Genomic DNA, 19989 nt, shown 5'->3' with positions numbered 1-19989 from the left:
AGAAAAAGGACCAGTTCAAACTGATCCTTAAACTCTATTTATTTAGTTAATTCCTCACGGCCAACTTCAAGATAATGTTTCATATCATCTTCTGGTACCATGCTACCACCAGTTGCCCAAACAATATGATTAGCATTCTTCAATGGAAAATCAGCTGCCAATTCGCCTAATGATTGATCCATAATTGAGAACCCAGCGGCTGCTGAAGGTTCCAAACCAATCTTTTCTGTATCATATAGTCGTGCAACATCTTTCATCATTTCTTCGTCCTTGAAAGTTGCCGTTCCTAACAACAAAGTTCGCATGTTTTTACCAGCAATTCGTGAAGCACGACCAACAGCCAAACCATCTGCTTTGGTAGTCCCATCAATCCCAATATCATAAACGGAAATTTTATCGTTTAAACCAGTTACCATCCCCAACGTCACGGACGGAATGTGAGTAGGCTCTGCAAAAATTGCATGCACATGTTCACCCAAGACCTTCTTCAAGCCAAAGGTAACCCCACTTGGGCTGCCACCAACTCCAGCTGGTAGGTAAACAAATAAAGGATGGTCCTTGTCAACTTTGATATCCTGTGACTTCAATTGGGCTTGCAAACGCAAAGCAGCTACTGAATAACCCAAGAATAAATCGTATGAGCCTTCATCATCAATAAAGTAAGTCATTGGGTCTTCAGCTGCCATCTTACGAGCTTCTGTAATCGCATGTGTGAAGTTATCATTGTACTCCACGACATTTACACCAAAGGCACGCAATTTGTCTTTCTTCCACTTTGAGGCATCAGCCGACATATGAACAGAAGTCCGAAAGCCTAATTTCTGGGCCACAATTCCAATTGAAAGACCCAAGTTACCAGTTGAACCAACTGCAATCCCATATTTAGAAAACAAATCATGGTATTTTTTACTGGCCAATACAGCATAGTTATCTGCATAAATTAGACCACCTTCACGGATGGCAACTTTTTCGGCAAACTTCAAAACTTCGTAAATACCACCACGAGATTTGATAGACCCAGAAATTGGTAAATAGTTATCTGCCTTTAAATATAAGTTACCTTCAATCTTATTTGTAAATGTTTCATTTAGGCGAGCTTTCATATCTGGCAGGTCAACCAATGGCGATTCCAAAATTCCTTGGGTAGCTAAAGTTTCTGGAAAAGCGACCTCAAAATAAGGTGCGAAACGGTGAAAACGCGCTTCTGCATCAAAGATATCCTCAATTCCAACTGAAAGTTTAGCATCTTTCCCATAGTCTGGATTTCGCCAAAAAAAAGGCTTCAAGTCCTTCATGGTCTTTACTTCTGGATATTTTTCGATCAAATCATCGACATTCATTTTTAGATCTCCTCAAATTAATATAGTTGTCTTACCCATGTTTTTCTCCATTAATCAGTATAACAACAATAGATTAATTTTTTAAGAGGTCTAATGAAAATAATGCTACCTTTGCCAAAGCAACATAAAGTTCTCAGCGTTTTAATAATCGGACTAATTCTATTTTCCTTAACATTTAATCTCCCCCAAATACTCTGATATGCAAATCTACACCCTAAATACTAGTCGGGTAATAACTTGGACCAGCACCAGCAAAACAATTAACTCACTTGATAACCTCATTCTGCTAACAAGCAGATAGCTCAACAAAAAGTTCAGCAAAGTCATCAAGATTCCCCACCAAAAAACATGACCGTAGCACAAAGCATCCCAAACAATCGTTGTTAACGTTATGACTGTCCATAGTTTTGCGCTTTCAATCAAAACTCTGCTATTTTCGGCTTTTCTCGATCTAAAATACGCCATATTTTGTATTGCATATGGTAAACAGCTTTGTTTCACTTTTTTTCAATACCTACGAAAAAATAAGAACCGGTAAAAGACTACCAGCTCTTATTTATATCCCAACCTCGTATATGACCAGTTTTCATTGTCACACATTCAGATTGAATTTTTATTAACTCCCCCCAGAGCTTGGATACTTATCTCGCGTTGTATAAAATGTGAATCTTAATTTTACTAAATCAACAAAAATAATTATGCCAGTAAATAAGTTGATTGCACAGAAGCCAGTAGTTTACATTCCAGCAACTATCAGTTTACATGCTCATTATTTATGCATGCTGAACTTCAATGAAGTTGAAAATTGTTGTTGACCAATTTCTATTTGTTGTTTTAGAAATTTTCTATAAATATATTGTATATTCATACGACCTAACATAGGAAAATAAAAAATTAACGTACATTTTTCAAAGATTAACGTAAGTAACAAACCCTCATCAACATCATCTAATTACTTTTTGATTCCTTTAAATTCTCAATTTATTCAACAATAGCAATCAACTATTCTTTTGGATTTCACACTTTTAAATCCATTTAAGCAACCTAAAAATTACAATGATTAGTAATACAACAATTTGAATAGGTAACAAAATATCGACATTTAAAATTAGATACTGAGTTATAATAACGGTAACTCCAACAATAATCGTATCGTTAAAAAAGAATGGCCAAGTTGGTTTGAAGAACCATAAAGCAATGGCCACAAAAATCCAATATAAGCCTGCTAACAATGCCGTTCGTGCTGGTTCATCATTTATGGTAGATGCTGCACCTGATAGATATATATAACTACCAAGTATAAATGTAATTATGGAAAGGATAATTTTTTTTATTTTCATGTTTCGCCTCAATAAGAAGTAATTTTATGAATATTAGTTGGTTTGAAAGAACCTTTAAAATTGCCGGTTAGTCCGTGTGGAGTCACAATATGAGTGTTTGTTTTATAGGAAATTAGAGCTGACTTAGTTGCTTCCTAACCAATATGATAAATAAACATACTTAGAACAATAGCTCGGAGACTTATGATATAAATTTGTAGAAATAAAGTATGTGGGATTATCCTTTTTATACATGTATTTGTATGCATATGTCGATGCAGCATCTGCGTAATGTGGATGTGCTTTTATTCGATAAACATACACAAATCTATTTTTACCTGTATTGCGATAAAAAAAGCCTTTTTTTTGAACTGTGCCAAGCTCCGTGGTTCAACCCCCGGCATTTCCATCACATATTTTGAAGATGTTACAATGGCAGCGTGCCCAATTATTCGTGATTTGCAATCTGAATTCCGCCCATAAACAGTCCCCATTCTATAATACTTAAGGTTTTATTATCTGCTTTTATGTTAACACCCCTTTCTTAACCTTTTTTCCGCTCTCTTAAATTACACTCTTTTAGATGTTTATAGTATATAGTCAAACGGTCTGGTGTGAGTAAATAAAAAATAAACGTACCAATTTCAATGGTTAACGTAAAAAAAAGGATTTACAGTTTTATACTGTAAATCCTTTTTAAGATACATGATTTTTCATCAATTTAGTCAAATCCCGGGCCTTGCGAAATGATACCTTGCAAACTAATCCCTGATTAAACTGTAATTGTCTGGCTTGCGCATCAAAACTTGTCACATGATCTAAATTAACCAAATAACTTTTATCACAGCGAAATAAATTAGTATATTTTTCTTCTAGATTATTGAGATTGCCTGGAAATTCAGCCTGCCGATTTTGGGCAATCATCGTAACACTTCCTGGTCGTTCCTTAACCGTATATAGCATCACCAATTCGTTCATCGGGACGGAAAAATAACGCGATCCGATTCGATAGCCGAATAGTTTTTGCTGATGATACAGTGCTTCAACGTACTGAGCCCGCGCTAAATTGATATCCTCGATTATTTTACTTTTAATACCTTCAAGCGTTTTATCTTTCAAGATATAATCCAATGGTGCAATTTTTCGCTCTAACGTTAAAAAGGCCAGTTCATCATGAGTTGTGATAAACACAATTTGAGCAAAGGGCATCTTTTGTCGAATTTTACTAGCTAGTTTTAATCCGGCATCTGTTTGCGATCCAATTTCCATATCTAAAAAGAACAGTCCCTGCTCTTGATCCAGGATACTGCTTTCTAACTTTTCAACATCATTGGTTGCACAAACCAACTTCATTGCATAATTGTTAATCATGATGGTATTTTTGATAACTTTCGCATAATACGCTTGTTGTTCAAGATTATCTTCTAGTAAATAGATTGAAAACACTTATTTCTCCCCCGTAATAATTAAAGTGATCCGCAGCTTTTGTTGTATCAACTGTGTGTCCAAATAAAAGTTTGCATTTTGATTAACCAACTCTTTGACATTTGCCAGACCCAAGCCTCGATTTGATCCTTTTGAGGAATAACCCAACTTGAAAATAGTTTGAATATCAAACGGTAATTCAACAGAATTTTCCACTGAAATTTCAACTGTATCATCTGTTTTAATAACCGCACAGGTCACCTTCTGGTCGGGCATTTTACTAGCCTGTTCAATTGCATTATCCAGCAAGACACCCACAATCCTAACAATATCGACAAGTTGTTTTTCGATCAAGAGATCATCTTGTTCAATTTCCAAATCTAATTCAACTTTTTGTTTGCGTGCTTCAAAAAATTTCTGAATGATCAATCCACGCAGAGTTTCATTTTTTAGATGATCCAGCGCACCAATACTAACTTTACTTAGCGAACCATTTAAATGCTTTTTATTTTTTAATTCGTTTAAATACTCCCGCAATTCTGTTTGATCATCGTTTTTCACCAGTTCCGTCATTGAAAGTATAATATTCTGATAATCGTGCTTAAATTGACGCAACTCGGTATACTGCTGTTCGATACTAGCCAAATAATCATGTAATTGCTGATTTCTGATTCCTTCATCCTTCATATTCTGTTGCACAGCATACGTTTTGATAAAAACCTGCATTTGCCAACCCATCAAAAGAATAATTAGCATAAAAATTACAATACTAGCTGCCTGAATGATCGCCGTAATGTTTTGAATATCGCTAATAATCAAAATCGTTTGAATAGAACCATAAATCATCATTAACACCCCACAAATCCGGGTGGATAATCCTAAATCTTCAATCTGATCCACCAAATGACGCCACCAAGCATGATGTCGATAAACCCAAATGAATAAGAGAATGGTAAAAAGTAAATCAATCGTTATATCCTGAAATACCAGTACACCACCGACACTCGAAAGTGACTTAATGGAATGAAAATGGTTTGTCCACAACGAAATTGTCGTACTAATGTATCCACTAATGGAGATTAAGATTATTTGAATAATGACACTGATTAGCATTGTATTGATGTATCTGGGATCAATTTTCAATTTTCTCTGCCTGATCATTTCAATAATAATTACCCCTAAAACTAGTGGTAGATAGGCAGCATCTTCCAAAATCATACTTAAAAATGCGCAAAAAACACTGACAACAAAATTTAAAACGACTACTTTCAGCCTGAAATTATGATTTAGATAAGCATTTGTACTTAAAACAATAAAAATCAATGCAAAATTCTCAACGAGATACTCAATAATTCCAAATTCTATCATTATCTGTTAGTTTAGATGAATAACAAAATTCATTCATCGCTGGCTCCCTTTAAACCAAATCTACGTCTTGCATCACATTCTTTAGTTTAACTAAATTGTATCAACAGCGCAATGCGAACCGTATCGTTTTCGGTTAAAGTACAATATTTTGTAAGTGAACAAATATACAGCTTTCAGTTAGGAAAAATTTATGACCTAATCATATCCTAAATGAAAACATTTTTTAAAAATCTCTCCGAAACAAAAACAGTAAATAAGGGATTGAAAATCAAAAACTGATTTTCAATCCCTTATTGCTTAAATTTTAGTACTTAATTCCTTCGTCTACATCATCCAACGGCACAATGATCATTGCGTTCTTGCGATAAACATTTACATGATGAATATCATGAGCCTTCAACATATCAACCGCATTTTCATAGTTACGCATATACTGATTACTATCATGTGCATCTGAGCCAATTGTGAATCGTTTGCCACCAAGTTGTTTGTAAATTTCAACTGCATAATCATACAACCCGATATTATGATACTTATACATGCTAGTGGTATTCAACTCAAACGCCATATTATAACGGACAGCTAACTTCAAAATGTTAGCTAACAACACACCGGCCGTTGTTTCAAACATCCCTGAAGTTAAATTAAGGTTACGCACACCATAATCAAAGTGGGCTAACACATCAGCATCGTGAAAAGCATTAATGCCCTTCCACATTAACCGATAGTATTTGTCCGTGACCATCAATGGATCCATCGTCGATACCATACTGTCACTAAAATCATACTCAGCACTTCGGTGGAAACTCAACAATTTAATGTCAAAATCGTGTTGTTTTAGATAAGCATGCATCTCTTTTTCACGTCCGGCAAAGTAACCGATCTCCACACCCTTAAAAATGTGTTTCCCAGTTTCTTTTTCTAAACGATTAATCTCACGCGAGTAGGCGTCATAATCAAGCAGGTCATCCCCGCTTTTGTCGTCTTTTGCTTTGAAATCTAAATGCTCAGTGCTAACAAAATTGTCACCAGCGAGTTTTAAATATGCAGCCATTTTTTCATCTGAATCAAATGAAAAGTCTGTATGTACATGTTGATCATAATAATCCATAGAAAACTCATCTCACTTATCATTTTTTTTGACTAATTGTTTAAAATATCCATGATGATATAAATCTTGTTTCAGGTCCGCTAAGGTAAAGCGATGATAGAACGAGCGATACTGATCATCTGCAAGAGTAAACAAATCGGTTAGTGTTTCTGACATATTATCAGAAATAGGATCTGCCTGATTGACCCCTTCAGATTTTCCCGTGATGAACCGCGCATAACTTATTGTAGGCGGAATCGTCAGGTCATATAATTCACCCACATTAATATCTGCTAGTGCTCTTTTTAACTGATAACCGCCATTCTTTCCTACTGATCCCTCAATGTACCCTTTTTTATGGAGGACGGATAAAATGTTACGAATGACCACGGCGTTTAGATCCAACGAAGCGGCTAATTCTCGGCTAGCAATCTTTCGTGGATTGTTCTCTTCCAAGTAAAACAAACTGTGCACCGCAACTGAAAAATCCAATTTCATTCGATCGGACCTCCTTGTTAATGTTTACACTTACATTTTAACACAATTTCCTATTTTCTTGGGAAAATTGGTCGAAAATGAAAACATCAAGAAAGCTTGCAAAACACGTTTATTTTTTTGCGTTTTTTTCTATTTGCCAGCCTGAATTGCGCGGTAAACAGCCCCGATTATACCAGCATCATTTCGTAGTTTAGCAGGTTTCACTTCCGCAAAGGTCAAATCGCGGACATCTGAATTACGGGCTTTCATATCCGCAATTTTAGCATGCAAACCATCAATAAATTTCGGATTAGCAGAAATGCCACCACCAATTAAGACAATTTCTGGGTCAATTGCCACCATCAAATTAATAATCCCTTTAGCGAGGGCCGTATAGAAGAAGTCTAGGCTTTCAAGCGCCATTTTGTCGTTCTTATCTGCCAAATCATAGACAACACGCGCATCAGTCACTTCTGGTTTGCCGCTATGCTTGTTGTAGTAATTTAAAAGACCAAACACAGTTGCACCAGTAAAACTCAAACTGTTAAGCTCCAGATTTTGATCGTTATTCACATTCATGACGGACATCATCCCTAACTCGCCAGCCATTCCGTGACCACCACGGTAAATTTGGTCGTTAATGACGATCCCGCCACCAATTCCAGTGCCGACAACCATGCAATAATAACTATGAAAACCAACCGCATTGCCTTTCCACTGTTCCGCAAAGGCCGCCGCATTGGCGTCATTTTCAACGGTTGTCGTAATATGGGTGCGTTTTTCAATTTCTTGTTTCAGGTTAATCCCGAAGAAATCTTTAATTGCGCCACCAGTGGTCATGAAACCATCTTTTTGAACAATCCCAGGGGCACTCACACCAATCGCAGTAATGGTTTTTTCTGCTGTAAATTTATTAACAATTGTGGCAATGTTTTTGAGGATCTCTTCACCTTTAATGCTGGTTTTAACCGCATCTTTTTCAAGGATTTTGCCAGTTTCATCAACTAGGCCATATTTAATCGTCGTGCCACCAATATCGAGTCCAATATAATATTTCATATTTTTAACTTCCTTTACATTATGTATGAAAAGAGGATTGAAACAAAACGCTACGTTCAAACAAGATGACCGCAACATTTTTATTTCAGATCCTCTTTTTTTAAAACGTTTTTATTTCAAGTCCTCACCATTGCTGGCAATTACTTTCTTATACCAATCAAACGAATCCTTCTTAGAACGATCCAATGTCCCTTTACCGTCATCATCTTTATCAACATAGATGAAGCCATAACGTTTGGACATCTGGCCTGTTCCGGCAGAAACAAGATCAATGCAACCCCATGGTGTGTAACCCATTAAATCAACACCATCGAGAGCCACAGCCTTTTCCATTTCGGCAATGTGGGCACGCAAGTAATCTACACGATATGGATCATGAATGCTACCATCCGCTTCAACTTTATCACGGGCACCTAACCCATTTTCGACGATGAATAATGGCAAATGATAACGGTCCGTCAACCAGTTTAGAGAGTAACGTAAGCCAACTGGATCAATTGGCCAATCCCATTCGCTAGTTTCCAAAGTTGTATTCTTGGTGACCGGCTCTTCAGGATTAATATCACCATCTAAGTCGATGCCATCTGCTTTAACAGTCATCGAATTGTAGTAACTTAAACCAATATAATCAACGGTGCCTTGTTTCAAGATTTCACGATCTTCATCGGTAATATCTTTACGGTATCCCTTACGTTTCAAATATGTCTCAATGTTATTTGGATAAGCACCATTTGCATGCACATCAGAGAACCAATAACGACGTTGCATCATGCGTTCTGCCAACATAATATTCTTTGGATCGGCATTCAATGGATAAATTGGCGTCATGTTAATCATGCAACCAATTTGGAAATCAGGATTAATTTCATGACCCACTTTAACTGCTTTAGCACTTGCGACTAACTCATAATGGGCAGCCTGATACATAGCAGCTTCGCGGTCTTCTTTTTTTACATTGCTAAACAAAATTCCTGAGTTTGTGGCAACTGAAAATTCACTGTTGAAATCACTTTGGTTATCAATTTCATTAAATGTCATCCAGTATTTCACTTTGTTCTTATAACGTTTGAAACAAGTTTCCGCAAAGTTCATGTAAAAATCGATCACTTTACGATTTGTGAAACCACCATACTCTTTAATAAGATGATATGGCATTTCAAAGTGAGCCAAGGTAATAACTGGTTCAATACCGTATTTATGGCATTCATCAAATAAGGCGTCGTAAAATCTCAATCCTGCTTCATTTGGCTTATCTTCATCCCCATTTGGAAAGATTCGCGTCCAAGCAATCGATGTTCGGAAACACTTAAAGCCCATTTCCGCGAATAACTTTACATCTTCCTTGTAACGATGATAGAAATCGATGCCATCATGATTAGGATAGTTCTTTCCAGGCAACACACCATCCGTGATTTCACGCGGCACGCCATTAGCTCCTGCCGTCATCACATCTGCGACACTGACACCTTTGCCGCCTTCTTGCCAACCACCTTCTAGTTGGTGAGCTGCAACTGCGCCGCCCCATAAAAAGCCATCCTTTAATTTACTCATATCTAATGAACTCCTCTCATTTTAGTATTCATGTACATTTCAAGTATAGCGCACTTTGAAAACGTTTTACACAGAAAAACAATTATTTTCATAGCGCTTTCAATAACTTTTATAAAAAAATCTATTCACTTTGATTTTCATCGCCATAAATAGATTTTTTAGGTAAGCTAGTCTGTTGCGTGTTCTGTTGTTGCAGCAGCTTCAGCTTCTTTAGTATGTGCTTCTGAGTCCAAAGCAGCTTGTTCTTGTCCATACAAGATTTGATCTTGCTTGTGAGCGAATGGTAAGTATACGAAGAATGATAATACTAAGACAACTGCTTGCCAAATCATCATCTTCCAACCACCGACTAACAAACCAGAAAGAATTGGTGGGGTGGTCCATGGAACTTGAACACCTGTGAAGTATGGAATAACACCTAATTTAATTAACCAGTATGTGGAGCCCATTGAAATTGCAGGCATAAACATAAATGGAATGATTAAAAGTGGGTTCATAACAATTGGAACCCCGAATAAAACAGGTTCGTTAATGTTGAAAAGCCCTGGTAAGAATGACAAACGACCAATACTCTTCATTTGAGCTGATTTGGCCATAAACGCCATGAAGAAGACTAATCCAATTGTCATCCCAGAACCAGTTACGGTACCAAATTGATCAAGTAGTGATTGAACAAAGACATGGCCACCGTTTGCGGCAGTAACAACACCGTGTGCTTTAAAGATTGCGGCATTTTGTAAACTGTTAGCAGTCAGGATTGGTGTCATAATACCACTGACAATAACCGCGCCATGAACACCAAAGAACCAGAAGAATGGAATCAATAGTGAAATAATCAAAACTCCACCAAATGAATCTGTTAATCCTTGTAAAGGTGTTTGGATGGTTTGGTAAATCCACTGTGTCATTGTTGTGTGAGCTGTTGCATCAAAGAGCATGTATACAATCAACCAACCAGTAATGATTACAAATGCAGGGATTAAAGCGACAAATGATTCTGCAACTGCTGGTGGAACCTGCTCTGGTAATTTAATTGTAATATGATGCTTGATAAACCATGAGTAAATCCAACCAGTTAATAATCCAATAATGATAGCAGCGATCATTCCTTGACCACCAAGCCAAGTCCGATCGATAAATCCAGTTAACATTGTAGGAGCTTGTGTAGCTGAAACAACTGTTTTACCAGCTGCGTTCATAACAGCTGTTGTAGGACGCATGATAAGGAAGAAACTTACCAACGCGGTCATCCCGGCTGGAAGTGGTTCAAACCCATCATCTTTTACCCAGTTGTACGCAATCCCAACTACGGCAAAGACGGCTAAGATCCCAAATGAAGCATTGTATGCTTGTGTCCAGTAAGGCGTTAAACCAGTATTATCCATGAAAGTGGCAACTGCTGGTAATGGAAATGCACTTAGCAGTAAGAAGATTGATCCGACCATAATGAATGGTAAACTGACTAACATCCCATTCTTTAAAGCCGTGATCGCTTTTGTATTAACAAACTTCATAATTGGTGGCAGAAGTTTGTTGTTAATCCAATCGTTCATTAATATCACCTCAACTAATAATTGCTTATATATGTTCTAAAGAAAATAATTGAAAAATCTTTGGCCAAAGATTATGTAACGTGAAGCGCTTTCAACAGATACATTATAACCACTCTCTTTTGTTATTGTACAGGTGTTTCGCAAATAAAAAACATGTTCCAATTAGGGTTCAAGTACCTAATTTGGAACATGTTCCATGAAACAGCTTTGAGTGTTTACATAACGCGGATTAGAGCTGCTTTACTGCATCACTAATTGGCGTTTCTCCACTGCTAACTGCAAATTCTTTTTTGATTGTCTCCGGATTATGAAGAACCGAAACGAGGACAGCTGCCACATCTTCACGCGCAATTTTACCAGTTTGCTGATCCAAAACAATGCCACCTTTACCAGCATCATTTGTTAACGCACCAGGTTTTACAATTGTGTAATCTAAATTCGTTTCATCCTTTAAATATAAATCGGCGTAATGTTTCGCAACATAATACGGTTTGATGGCCGTCCAACGCGTACGATCTTCGGCATTCATGGCACTCACTAAGACAAAACGTTTGGTGCCGGCTTTTTCAGCGGCTTCCATGCTCTTAACAGCACCATCTAGATCAATCAAAAGCGTCTGGTCATCACCGGTTTTACCACCAGATCCAGCACTAAACACAATCGCATCAACATCAGATAAGGACTTTGCCAGTTCTTCCGGCTGTTCATTTAAATCATAGTGCCGGGTTTCTGCACCCTGATCTTTAAAAAAGTCACTCTGTTTATCGTCACGAATTCCGGCTACTACTTCATCACCGTTTGCCAACAATTGTTTGACTAAGAGTTGCCCGATTTGACCATGTGCGCCAATTACAAATACTTTCATGTAAAAACCTCCTATTGTTTAAACTTCCGTAATTATTATGATTCCTAAATTTACACTATCATTTTTACATGCTATGTTAAAACAAAAATGCTTGAAGGGTTCTTATTTATTATGAAACAAAAGTTAGTTCGCGGCTTCCTTTTACTTATCGTTCTTCTAATTGGGGTAACTGTTTATTGGCAGCATCGTGATACACCGCTAAATCATGTCAAAGTCACTGGTGATAACACAGCAACTATTTTTATTCCCGGCTATAAAGGCGGTGCCCATACTTTTAATGGTATGATTCACCGCTTAGATCATAAAAATTTAGCTCATGCAGCTTTAAAAGTGAATATTGATACTCGCGGCCAAGCCCATATTCAAAGAAAGGGTGTGCTGACCAATAATCCACTCATTCAATTAACCTTCACGGACAATACAGATCCTCAAAAACAAATGCAGTTTCTACCAGCCTTCATGAAAGAACTAAAAACTGTTTACCACATTAAGAAAGTTAATTTTGTTGCCCATTCAATGGGTGGCAGTGTGGTGTTGCAGTATTTGGAAAACAAACAGGCCCAAACCAACCAATATCCAACGGTTAATAAATTTGTCGCCATCGGAACGCCGTTTGGCTATATCACACCCGACAATGGCTTGGCAATTACCGCCGCCAATATTCCAGCCAATCTTAAAATTCTCAACATTGCGGGTGACTTGAATCACACCGGTACTGATACTGCAGTCCCCTTGAAAAGCAATGAGAATCTAAAAACAATTGTGAATGGCCATGTAGCAAGTTACCGCCACGTCACAATTACAGGTAACCGCGGCCAGGCGCAACATAGTGCTCTCCATGAAAATCCCCAAGTAGATAAATTAGTGGCCGAATTTTTGTGGAACTAACAGCAGTGCTCAATAAATTTCAATCTCCACAATTTCTGGGATAGCTTCCAAAATTTCAGTTATTTTTTCTTTATTAAACGACTCTGGATATTGAATGGTCATGCGCACAGTATCCTGGGTCTCTGCTTTTCTAACGTGCACACTCGCTACAGTTATGTCATTTTTTTCAAGTCGCTTTTGGATCATCGAGACGTTATGATCACCAACCTGCACCCTCAGCCTGACTTCACTATAATAGGGTAAATGCAGCCAGCTCAAATCACGGTGCAACATAATTTGGGTAGCCAAAACCAGTAGTGCAGAGAAAATTCCCACAATGTACATGCGAGCCCCAATTGCCATCCCGACGCCAGCCGTCGTCCATAGCCCAGTCGCAGTGGTTAGGCCGTTAACATCTTCGTGTTTTACAATGATAGTGCCGGCGCCAATAAACCCAATCCCGCTCACAATCTGAGCCGCAATCCGGGACGGATCTAGTCCAATTCCTTTATTTCCCAGCAAATCCATGAAACCATATTTAGATACAATCATCATTAATGCTGAACCAACTGCAATAATGATGTGTGTCCGCAGCCCGGCAGTTTTGGCGCGCGCATCACGCTCATATCCAATCGCAAACCCACAAGCACCTGCAATTAATACACGTAAAATCAAATCAAATTGTGTAGAAATTGACATGTTACTTCTAACCTCCTTAAAATTTATTTTCCCATACGAAAAACAGGATCAACTGTATTAAGTATACAGTCGATCCTGCTTATTTTTTAATGATTCGTTTTATTATTTGCCGATACTATCTACAAAATCCTCTACTTCTTGACGAGTCTTTCGAGCGCCATTCACAAAGCGGCCAATTTCTTCACCGTCTTCTAAGGCAATGAAACTTGGAATTCCCATAACACCAAATTGTTGTGCAATCTTGATATTAGCATCACGGTCCACTGTTACCCAATCATATTGGTTGTATTCAGCTTCAATTTCTGGCATTACAGGCTTAATGAATGAGCAATCAGGACACCATCCAGCTGTGAAAAATAGCATTTTTTTACCAGTCTTAATCGTATCAAGGATTTCTTGATCCGTTAATTGTTGTTCTTGTGCATCCATTATAATTCCTCCCGTAAAATTGAAATTTATTTGTTTAATGCTTACTTTTTATAAGTCCTTAAACAATGAATTTATTGTACCATATTCTTCTTTAGATAGGGTAACTTTTTGCGCATCCGCATTAGCGGCAACTTGTTTAGCTTTTTTAGCTCCTGGAATAACCACAGAAACATCCGGATTTTTAATATACCACGCCAAAACAATTTGAGCAATCGTACTTTGATGCTTGTCCGCCATAGGTTGCAACTGCTGTACCCGTTTTACGATGTCTACAAAACGTTGCCCTTGAAAATCTGGATTGCTATGTCGAATATCATCCGATTCAAACGAAACACTGCTTGAATACTTACCAGTTAGTAATCCGGAAGCGAGTGGGAAAAATGGTACAAACGAGATTTGGTTTGCTTTTAAATAAGGCATGAGTTCTTTTTCTGCATCTCGATGAAGTAAACTATACTGATTTTCAACAATATCAACTAAACCATCTTTATTAGCCTCTTTTACTTGATCAAGAGACACATTGGAGATCCCAATTGCCTTAATTTTTCCTTCTTGACGTTTTTCTTCCAAAGCTTTAACAGCTTCATTTAACGGTGTCTTTCCATCTGGAAAATGAATATAGAAAATATCAATATAATCTGTTTGAAGCCTTTTTAGTGCATCCTCAACTGCTTGTTTGAGAAACTCCGGCGAATTATTCAATTGATCTGGATGACCGGGAGTCTGTGCTGCTTTGGTCGCAATCACAATTTTTTTACGATCATATCCCTGAATTGCTCTACCAATTAACTCTTCTGATCGGCCGAAACCATACGCATAGGCCGTGTCTAAGAAATTAACACCATGATCTAAAGCTGTTTTGACAATTTGAATACCATCCTCGTCATTCAAATTAGGAAATAGATTATGGCCACCGACCGCGTTTGTTCCTAATCCAAGTGGTGTCGCCATCACATTTGTCTTACCAATTTTTACATTTTCTACCATTTAAAATGCCCTCCGATCAAATATTGCGACTCTTTTATTCATATTCATTCTGAACGTCATTTATTAAAAAAGCATATAATCCGCCTCGGTTCAGAAAATTTAAAATAAATCTTAAAAAATCGCCACAAACGCAAGCAATCCTGCATTCATAGCGATTATTACATACTTTTTAAATCCAAAATGGTCGTTGTGTCACCCAAAAATCAAGGTCAAATTTCTGTTTTTGAATATTCTCACCGTTTACTTGACCGTTTTCAGGCATATCAGTTTCAATATGTAGTTGTTTGGTTTGAAAATGATGAACGACCGGTGATTTCAGATGATTCCCTGTCGCGAGCATTTGAACAAAGAGCTTCACAAACCGCACTGCATTCATTTTTTCGACCACAACCAAATCTAACTTACCGTCGTGTAAATCAGCAAGTGGCATAATCGGCACGCCACCACCAAAGTATTTTATGTTTGTTGTGGTAACTAAAAAGGCGTGTTGAAATTTTCTTTCGGTTTCGTCAGTTTTTACAGTTAATCCAAATGCATCTTGTTTAAAAAATGTCTTAATCAAAGACGCCACATACGCATTCGATTGCATATGATATTTCTTCAAATTATCTTTTTGACCAGCATTAGCGGCATGCACTACTGAAGCATCAAACCCCACACCGACATTATTCGTGAATAACGTTTCGTGTGCGTCTATCCGGTCTTTATAAACGCCTACATCTAATTCAGTGGTATGTTGAACTTCAAGAAACTTCTGAACTGCAGCTAAAGGCTGAGTTGGAAGCCGAACGCCGCGGGCAAAGTCATCTCCAGAACCGGCGGGCAAATAGCCCAAAGGAATCTGATCACCGCCACCTAAATGAAGCCCGTTTAGAACTTCATGTAACGTCCCATCACCACCAACAGCAACTACTACCCAGTTTTCACCTAATTTATGATGTAGCGCAAATTCTCGAGCAAGTTGCACACCGTTTCCGGGATGATCTGTCATTTCTACTCTATAATTAACTTTTGCTTCCTTCAATTGAACTTCAATTTTCTGCCAAATCTTTTTCGCCTGTCCAGCATCTGCAAAAGGGTTCACAATCATTAGGAAGTTTGGTCTTTTTTCTGTCACCGAAACTCACCACACTTAACTTTATAATCATTTCGCTCTAGTTTACCATACGAATTTAAATGAAAACCATGCGAATATCGTCATTATCAGATTTTTTGTCAAACAAAAAGACAAAACCATTTGCAGCTCTGCCTCTTATTCATAGCTATTTAGTTTTATCTACCCACTGTTTTAAAAAGTCCTCAATGGTTTGTTGATACTTTTTAGGATCAGCTGATCTAGACTGCACATGATCCGCGCCATGAACCCGATGGCTCTCTTTTGGTAACTGTTTAGCAAGTGACGACTTAATTTCAGCCATCATTTCAACTGGCACGTACCGATCGGCATCCCCGTGAATCATCAGAACCGGAATCGAAATGTTGGCCGCCTGCTGCGCAATATCAGCTTCTTTAAGCGAATAGCCACCCGTCACTCGCGTCATGAGACTTACAAAAACACTAAGAAATGGTGGCAGAAAGTAGTGGTGTCCCAAGCGATAACTAAATTCTTTTTGAGCTGAACTAAAGCCACTGTCTTCGATAACTGCGTCCACATTCTTAGGCAAGTCTGCTTCACCGGCGGTCGCCAAAACGGTGGCAGCTCCCATGCTCACGCCAAACAAAACAATTTCCTGCCTGATTTTACTGCGTTTGTTCACTTCTTCAATCCATTTGATATAGTCGCGTCGATCCAGCCAACCAAAACCGATAATGTGCCCATCGCTGACGCCATGACCACGTGCATCTGGCATTAAGACGTTATACCCCAAATCCATAAATAACTTGGCATATGGAATCATTTGGTCGTGCACATTGTGATAACCGTGCGCTAAAATAACTGTTTTATCACTATTATTGGAAAGGTAAATAGCCGCTAAATGAATCCCATCCTCAGCTCGAATAAACCAAGTCTGTTTAATTAACTGTTTATACCAATCATAACTATCAAGTGTCTTATCATTTTTATGGGCATTCTGAATAGCACGCCGTTTTTGTGATTTAGTCGTTTTAATTCCCTTTTGATAACTCACTAAACTACTAATCCCCAGGCTTGCCGCTACACCAATTAATGATATGCCTGCCACTTTTAAAATCTGCTTTGTGCGCACGTCATCATCTCCTCGTATTATATAATTTGAAACTTTGTTATTTACTATTCCCTACTTAGATGTTGCGTGATATTCTCTAATTGTTCATTGGATTTAGGTCCAACTGGTATAGGCTTTCATCTCCTGTAGATTATCTACGTTATAAGCGCGCCGCCCAGACAATTCGAAACACCGCAAACCACAAGCTGTAGCGATTAATTTGATTCGTGTTCACTCGCGTGACACGCAGCTGAATCTTTTAATCTAGTCTTCTTATATTGCGAGGATGCCCGTTAGAGTTGGAATTAGAGAACATCACGCAGCACCTAAGCTTATCCAATTAATTCAAAGTGAAAGGAGGTCCTATCCTATGAATTTATATTTAGGTATTGATGTTGGTAAAAATAAATTAGACTTTTGTGCTTTAGATTCTGATCAACATTGCCGTTTTCAAGATGAAACTACTAATGATCTTAATGGTGCCGTTAAAATTAAACAGGTAATCTTAACTGAGACTAAAACCCACCATTATGAAAAGATAACTGTTGGTATGGAAGCCACCTCGGTCTATAATTTTCATCCGATGACTTTTTTCGCCGAAGATAGCGAGTTACAAGCCTTAGGCTTATCGGTTATCACCATTAACCCCTATACGTCACATCATTTTAGCCAGTTATTTGATGATGGTAAGACGGATGCGATTGATGCCAAACAATTAGCTGATTTGTTACGGATCAAACCACTGGGAACTTCAGTTGCTCGCCAAGAAAACTATGTGGCTTTGCAACGTCTAACACGGGAACGTTATCACTTGGTTAAACAAATGACTGATTCTAAAAATCATTTTTTGAATAATCTTTATTATCGTTGTAATACGTTAGAACGGGAGCTGCCAACATCCGTTTTTGGTTCAACTATGATGACCCTAATTACTGATGAAGAGTTAACCTTGGACGAGGCAGCGGCGCTACCTCTTGATGAATTAGTCACCCATCTTCAACAGTTAGCTCACGGTAAGTTTGGTGATGCCGAAGCCGTTGCTAAAGCTATTAAGAAAGCAACCCGTTCTTCTTATCGCCTATCAAAAGTCGTAACAGATTCTGTTGATGAAATTTTGGCGGTCTATGCGAATGAAATTCGGATGTTAAAAAAACAAATCCAAGTTTTGGATAAAACAATTACACAGATATCTACTCAAATCACAGATATCAATTGTTTAACTAGTGTTCCCGGTATTGGCCCAGTTTATGCGGCTGGTATTGTGGCAGAAATTGGTCAAATTGAACGTTTTCCCGATGAAAGTCATATTGCCAAGTATGCTGGCCTGGCTTGGTTACCACATGAATCAGGCACAAGCGTTCGTCAAGCTACACCACGAACTCGTAAGGGTAATCAATATCTTCGTTATTATCTAGTTGAAGCTGCCAACTCGATAAGACGTTATGATGTTACTTACCAACGCTATTACCACAAAAAATATGAAGAGGTACCCAAGTATCGTCATCGTCGAGCTATTGTCTTGACGGCACGAAAGCTTGTAAGATTGGTGGAAGTCTTGCTTAGAAACCATCAATTTTATATACCACCCAAAGTGGTATAGCTTTCGAGTTTACGATACTGAGTCCCTTCTTAACCCGCTAAATTAACTGTTTTAGTGGGCTGGGGAAGCTATACTCTCAAGAACTGATTAATAATAAAAACAAAGCTTTTTACATACTTGACTTATTACCACAAGGCTCATATTATTTATTAACTTCATTATATCCTAGAATAATGATTAAAACATGAAGGAGCCTTATGAAATTGAATCCGCTATCAATTAATTGCCGTTAACGTATCTTTCTCACCTCAACTAATTTTAAATTCCTTCTTCTACAACTTTGCGGTATACTAATTAAGTAAACTTTTTGGGCCCTTAGCTCAGCTGGGAGAGCGCTTGCTCCGCAAGTAAGAGGTCGACGGTTCAAATCCGTTAGGGTCCATTGATAGAAAAAGGCTATCGTGGTTAAGCGTCCAAACGCCTACCATGATAGCCTTTTTTTGCAAGCTCAGCTACAAAACAAATTAATTATTTAACATTTATAAGAAACATTTAGTGAAAACTATCTTAAATTTTTGTCCAAAACTGACGACATAAAAAGCTGTATATATTTTTTTGGAGGAGCAATTATGAAGGACATTTTTAAAAAACTAATGGTACTACTAGTGATCGTTGCACCATTAGTATTAGCACCTAGCGCCATGGCAAAATCTACAAAGTACACAGTACTAAAAGTATCAAAGCTTAATACTGCATCAAGAACAGTTACGGGAACTGCCACAAAATCAGCAAAAATAACTGTAAAACATGGTTCAAAAACTTTAGGTACTACAAAAACCTCTAGCAAGGGTAAATATAATGTCAAAGTAAACAAATTAGGTGTTTGGTCACTAACAGTTTCTGCATCTAAGAAAGGGTACCGTACTAAAACTACAACCATTAAAGTTGCAGCTGTACCTAAAACAATTAAGAACGCTACAATGATTGTATATTACAGAGATTCCACCAATAAATTACTATCAACGAGTAAGCAAACAATCAAATTGAATTCTAAATTTAAGGCTCCAAAGAAAAATATTAGTTATTACACTGCCTCCAAGTCAAAATACTCGGGTTTTACACTGAAATCCAGCAAAATCGTTAAACTAACGAAAAAACCTATTTATACGATTACATATAAATATGCTAAAAATGTATTAACTCCAGCAAACAAAAAACATTAAAAAATAAAGTT

18 protein-coding genes and 1 tRNA gene are annotated in these 19989 nt (G+C 37.7%); 4 read left to right on the top strand and 15 right to left on the bottom strand.

Annotated features, from left to right (window positions below; all coding sequences use genetic code 11):
• Positions 1-38: 38 nt before the first annotated feature.
• The 10 genes from ACLHK8_RS07175 to ACLHK8_RS07130 form a co-directional block, all read right to left on the bottom strand.
• On the bottom strand, positions 39-1340 hold the full coding sequence (locus ACLHK8_RS07175; protein ID WP_057774259.1) for a D-serine ammonia-lyase: 1302 nt from the start codon (positions 1338-1340) through the stop codon (positions 39-41).
• A 1025-nt stretch (positions 1341-2365) separates the two neighbouring features.
• A complete protein-coding gene (locus ACLHK8_RS07170) occupies positions 2366-2680 on the bottom strand; it encodes a hypothetical protein (RefSeq protein ID WP_057774262.1) in 315 nt (104 codons plus the stop codon).
• A 675-nt stretch (positions 2681-3355) separates the two neighbouring features.
• Positions 3356-4105 carry a response regulator transcription factor gene (locus tag ACLHK8_RS07165; protein ID WP_057774263.1) on the bottom strand — a complete coding sequence of 250 codons (750 nt, stop codon included), beginning with the start codon at positions 4103-4105 and terminating at the stop codon, positions 3356-3358.
• Entirely contained in the window at positions 4106-5407 is a 1302-nt protein-coding gene (locus ACLHK8_RS07160) for a sensor histidine kinase (RefSeq protein ID WP_063696504.1), read from the bottom strand.
• A 349-nt stretch (positions 5408-5756) separates the two neighbouring features.
• A complete protein-coding gene (locus tag ACLHK8_RS07155) occupies positions 5757-6563 on the bottom strand; it encodes a PHP domain-containing protein (RefSeq protein ID WP_057774268.1) in 807 nt (268 codons plus the stop codon).
• Positions 6564-6575: 12 nt separating this feature from the next.
• Positions 6576-7040 carry an RrF2 family transcriptional regulator gene (locus tag ACLHK8_RS07150; protein ID WP_057774271.1) on the bottom strand — a complete coding sequence of 155 codons (465 nt, stop codon included), beginning with the start codon at positions 7038-7040 and terminating at the stop codon, positions 6576-6578.
• A 129-nt stretch (positions 7041-7169) separates the two neighbouring features.
• Positions 7170-8078: an ROK family protein gene (locus ACLHK8_RS07145; protein ID WP_063696502.1), complete on the bottom strand. Its 909-nt coding sequence runs from the start codon at positions 8076-8078 to the stop codon at positions 7170-7172.
• Positions 8079-8189: 111 nt separating this feature from the next.
• The gene (locus ACLHK8_RS07140; protein WP_057774276.1) at positions 8190-9629 is read right to left on the bottom strand and encodes a 6-phospho-beta-glucosidase; all 1440 of its coding nucleotides are present in this window, start codon (positions 9627-9629) and stop codon (positions 8190-8192) included.
• 167 nt (positions 9630-9796) lie between these two features.
• Entirely contained in the window at positions 9797-11182 is a 1386-nt protein-coding gene (locus ACLHK8_RS07135) for a PTS sugar transporter subunit IIC (RefSeq protein ID WP_057774279.1), read from the bottom strand.
• A gap of 229 nt (positions 11183-11411) precedes the next feature.
• Positions 11412-12047 (bottom strand): SDR family oxidoreductase, encoded by a 636-nt coding sequence (locus ACLHK8_RS07130; RefSeq protein ID WP_057774282.1) that lies wholly within the window; start codon positions 12045-12047, stop codon positions 11412-11414.
• Between the two features lie 111 nt (positions 12048-12158).
• Between ACLHK8_RS07130 and ACLHK8_RS07125 the strand changes: the two genes are divergently transcribed.
• Positions 12159-12935: an alpha/beta hydrolase gene (locus ACLHK8_RS07125; protein ID WP_063696500.1), complete on the top strand. Its 777-nt coding sequence runs from the start codon at positions 12159-12161 to the stop codon at positions 12933-12935.
• A gap of 9 nt (positions 12936-12944) precedes the next feature.
• Here ACLHK8_RS07125 and ACLHK8_RS07120 read toward each other — a convergent pair whose 3' ends face one another.
• The 5 genes from ACLHK8_RS07120 to ACLHK8_RS07100 form a co-directional block, all read right to left on the bottom strand.
• Positions 12945-13613, bottom strand: coding sequence for an MgtC/SapB family protein (locus ACLHK8_RS07120; RefSeq protein ID WP_057774288.1), 669 nt, complete (start codon positions 13611-13613; stop codon positions 12945-12947).
• Positions 13614-13715: 102 nt separating this feature from the next.
• The gene (locus ACLHK8_RS07115; RefSeq protein WP_057774291.1) at positions 13716-14042 is read right to left on the bottom strand and encodes a thioredoxin family protein; all 327 of its coding nucleotides are present in this window, start codon (positions 14040-14042) and stop codon (positions 13716-13718) included.
• 48 nt (positions 14043-14090) lie between these two features.
• Positions 14091-15029 carry an aldo/keto reductase gene (locus ACLHK8_RS07110; protein ID WP_057774293.1) on the bottom strand — a complete coding sequence of 313 codons (939 nt, stop codon included), beginning with the start codon at positions 15027-15029 and terminating at the stop codon, positions 14091-14093.
• Between the two features lie 169 nt (positions 15030-15198).
• On the bottom strand, positions 15199-16146 hold the full coding sequence (locus ACLHK8_RS07105) for a diacylglycerol/lipid kinase family protein (RefSeq protein WP_082623298.1): 948 nt from the start codon (positions 16144-16146) through the stop codon (positions 15199-15201).
• Between the two features lie 145 nt (positions 16147-16291).
• Positions 16292-17236, bottom strand: a complete 945-nt coding sequence (locus ACLHK8_RS07100; protein WP_057774296.1) for an alpha/beta hydrolase — start codon at positions 17234-17236, stop codon at positions 16292-16294.
• A gap of 349 nt (positions 17237-17585) precedes the next feature.
• Between ACLHK8_RS07100 and ACLHK8_RS07095 the strand changes: the two genes are divergently transcribed.
• From ACLHK8_RS07095 to ACLHK8_RS07085, 3 genes are all read left to right on the top strand, one after another.
• Positions 17586-18815, top strand: a complete 1230-nt coding sequence (locus ACLHK8_RS07095; protein WP_057775612.1) for an IS110 family transposase — start codon at positions 17586-17588, stop codon at positions 18813-18815.
• 309 nt (positions 18816-19124) lie between these two features.
• Positions 19125-19197 (top strand) — tRNA-Ala (locus tag ACLHK8_RS07090).
• A 187-nt stretch (positions 19198-19384) separates the two neighbouring features.
• Complete coding sequence (locus ACLHK8_RS07085; protein ID WP_434520267.1) at positions 19385-19978, top strand: hypothetical protein; 594 nt, start codon at positions 19385-19387, stop codon at positions 19976-19978.
• Positions 19979-19989 lie beyond the last annotated feature (11 nt).

It is taken from the genome of Pediococcus sp. M21F004 (genome assembly GCF_051122535.1).
GTDB lineage: Bacteria > Bacillota > Bacilli > Lactobacillales > Lactobacillaceae > Pediococcus > Pediococcus inopinatus.
The sequence above is the reverse complement of the archived record's forward strand: the minus strand, read 5'-3'. Positions and strand labels throughout refer to the sequence as shown.

Bases quoted from the DNA above. Each gene is read 5' to 3' on its own strand.
- ACLHK8_RS07175 (WP_057774259.1), bottom strand. From the start codon at position 1,340: ATGAATGTCGATGATTTGATCGAAAAATATCCAGAAGTAAAGACCATG.
- ACLHK8_RS07170 (WP_057774262.1), bottom strand. From the start codon at position 2,680: ATGAAAATAAAAAAAATTATCCTTTCCATAATTACATTTATACTTGGT.
- ACLHK8_RS07155 (WP_057774268.1), bottom strand. From the start codon at position 6,563: ATGGATTATTATGATCAACATGTACATACAGACTTTTCATTTGATTCA.
- ACLHK8_RS07150 (WP_057774271.1), bottom strand. From the start codon at position 7,040: ATGAAATTGGATTTTTCAGTTGCGGTGCACAGTTTGTTTTACTTGGAA.
- ACLHK8_RS07145 (WP_063696502.1), bottom strand. From the start codon at position 8,078: ATGAAATATTATATTGGACTCGATATTGGTGGCACGACGATTAAATAT.
- ACLHK8_RS07140 (WP_057774276.1), bottom strand. From the start codon at position 9,629: ATGAGTAAATTAAAGGATGGCTTTTTATGGGGCGGCGCAGTTGCAGCT.
- ACLHK8_RS07135 (WP_057774279.1), bottom strand. From the start codon at position 11,182: ATGAACGATTGGATTAACAACAAACTTCTGCCACCAATTATGAAGTTT.
- ACLHK8_RS07130 (WP_057774282.1), bottom strand. From the start codon at position 12,047: ATGAAAGTATTTGTAATTGGCGCACATGGTCAAATCGGGCAACTCTTA.
- ACLHK8_RS07125 (WP_063696500.1), top strand. From the start codon at position 12,159: ATGAAACAAAAGTTAGTTCGCGGCTTCCTTTTACTTATCGTTCTTCTA.
- ACLHK8_RS07120 (WP_057774288.1), bottom strand. From the start codon at position 13,613: ATGTCAATTTCTACACAATTTGATTTGATTTTACGTGTATTAATTGCA.
- ACLHK8_RS07115 (WP_057774291.1), bottom strand. From the start codon at position 14,042: ATGGATGCACAAGAACAACAATTAACGGATCAAGAAATCCTTGATACG.
- ACLHK8_RS07110 (WP_057774293.1), bottom strand. From the start codon at position 15,029: ATGGTAGAAAATGTAAAAATTGGTAAGACAAATGTGATGGCGACACCA.
- ACLHK8_RS07095 (WP_057775612.1), top strand. From the start codon at position 17,586: ATGAATTTATATTTAGGTATTGATGTTGGTAAAAATAAATTAGACTTT.
- ACLHK8_RS07085 (WP_434520267.1), top strand. From the start codon at position 19,385: ATGAAGGACATTTTTAAAAAACTAATGGTACTACTAGTGATCGTTGCA.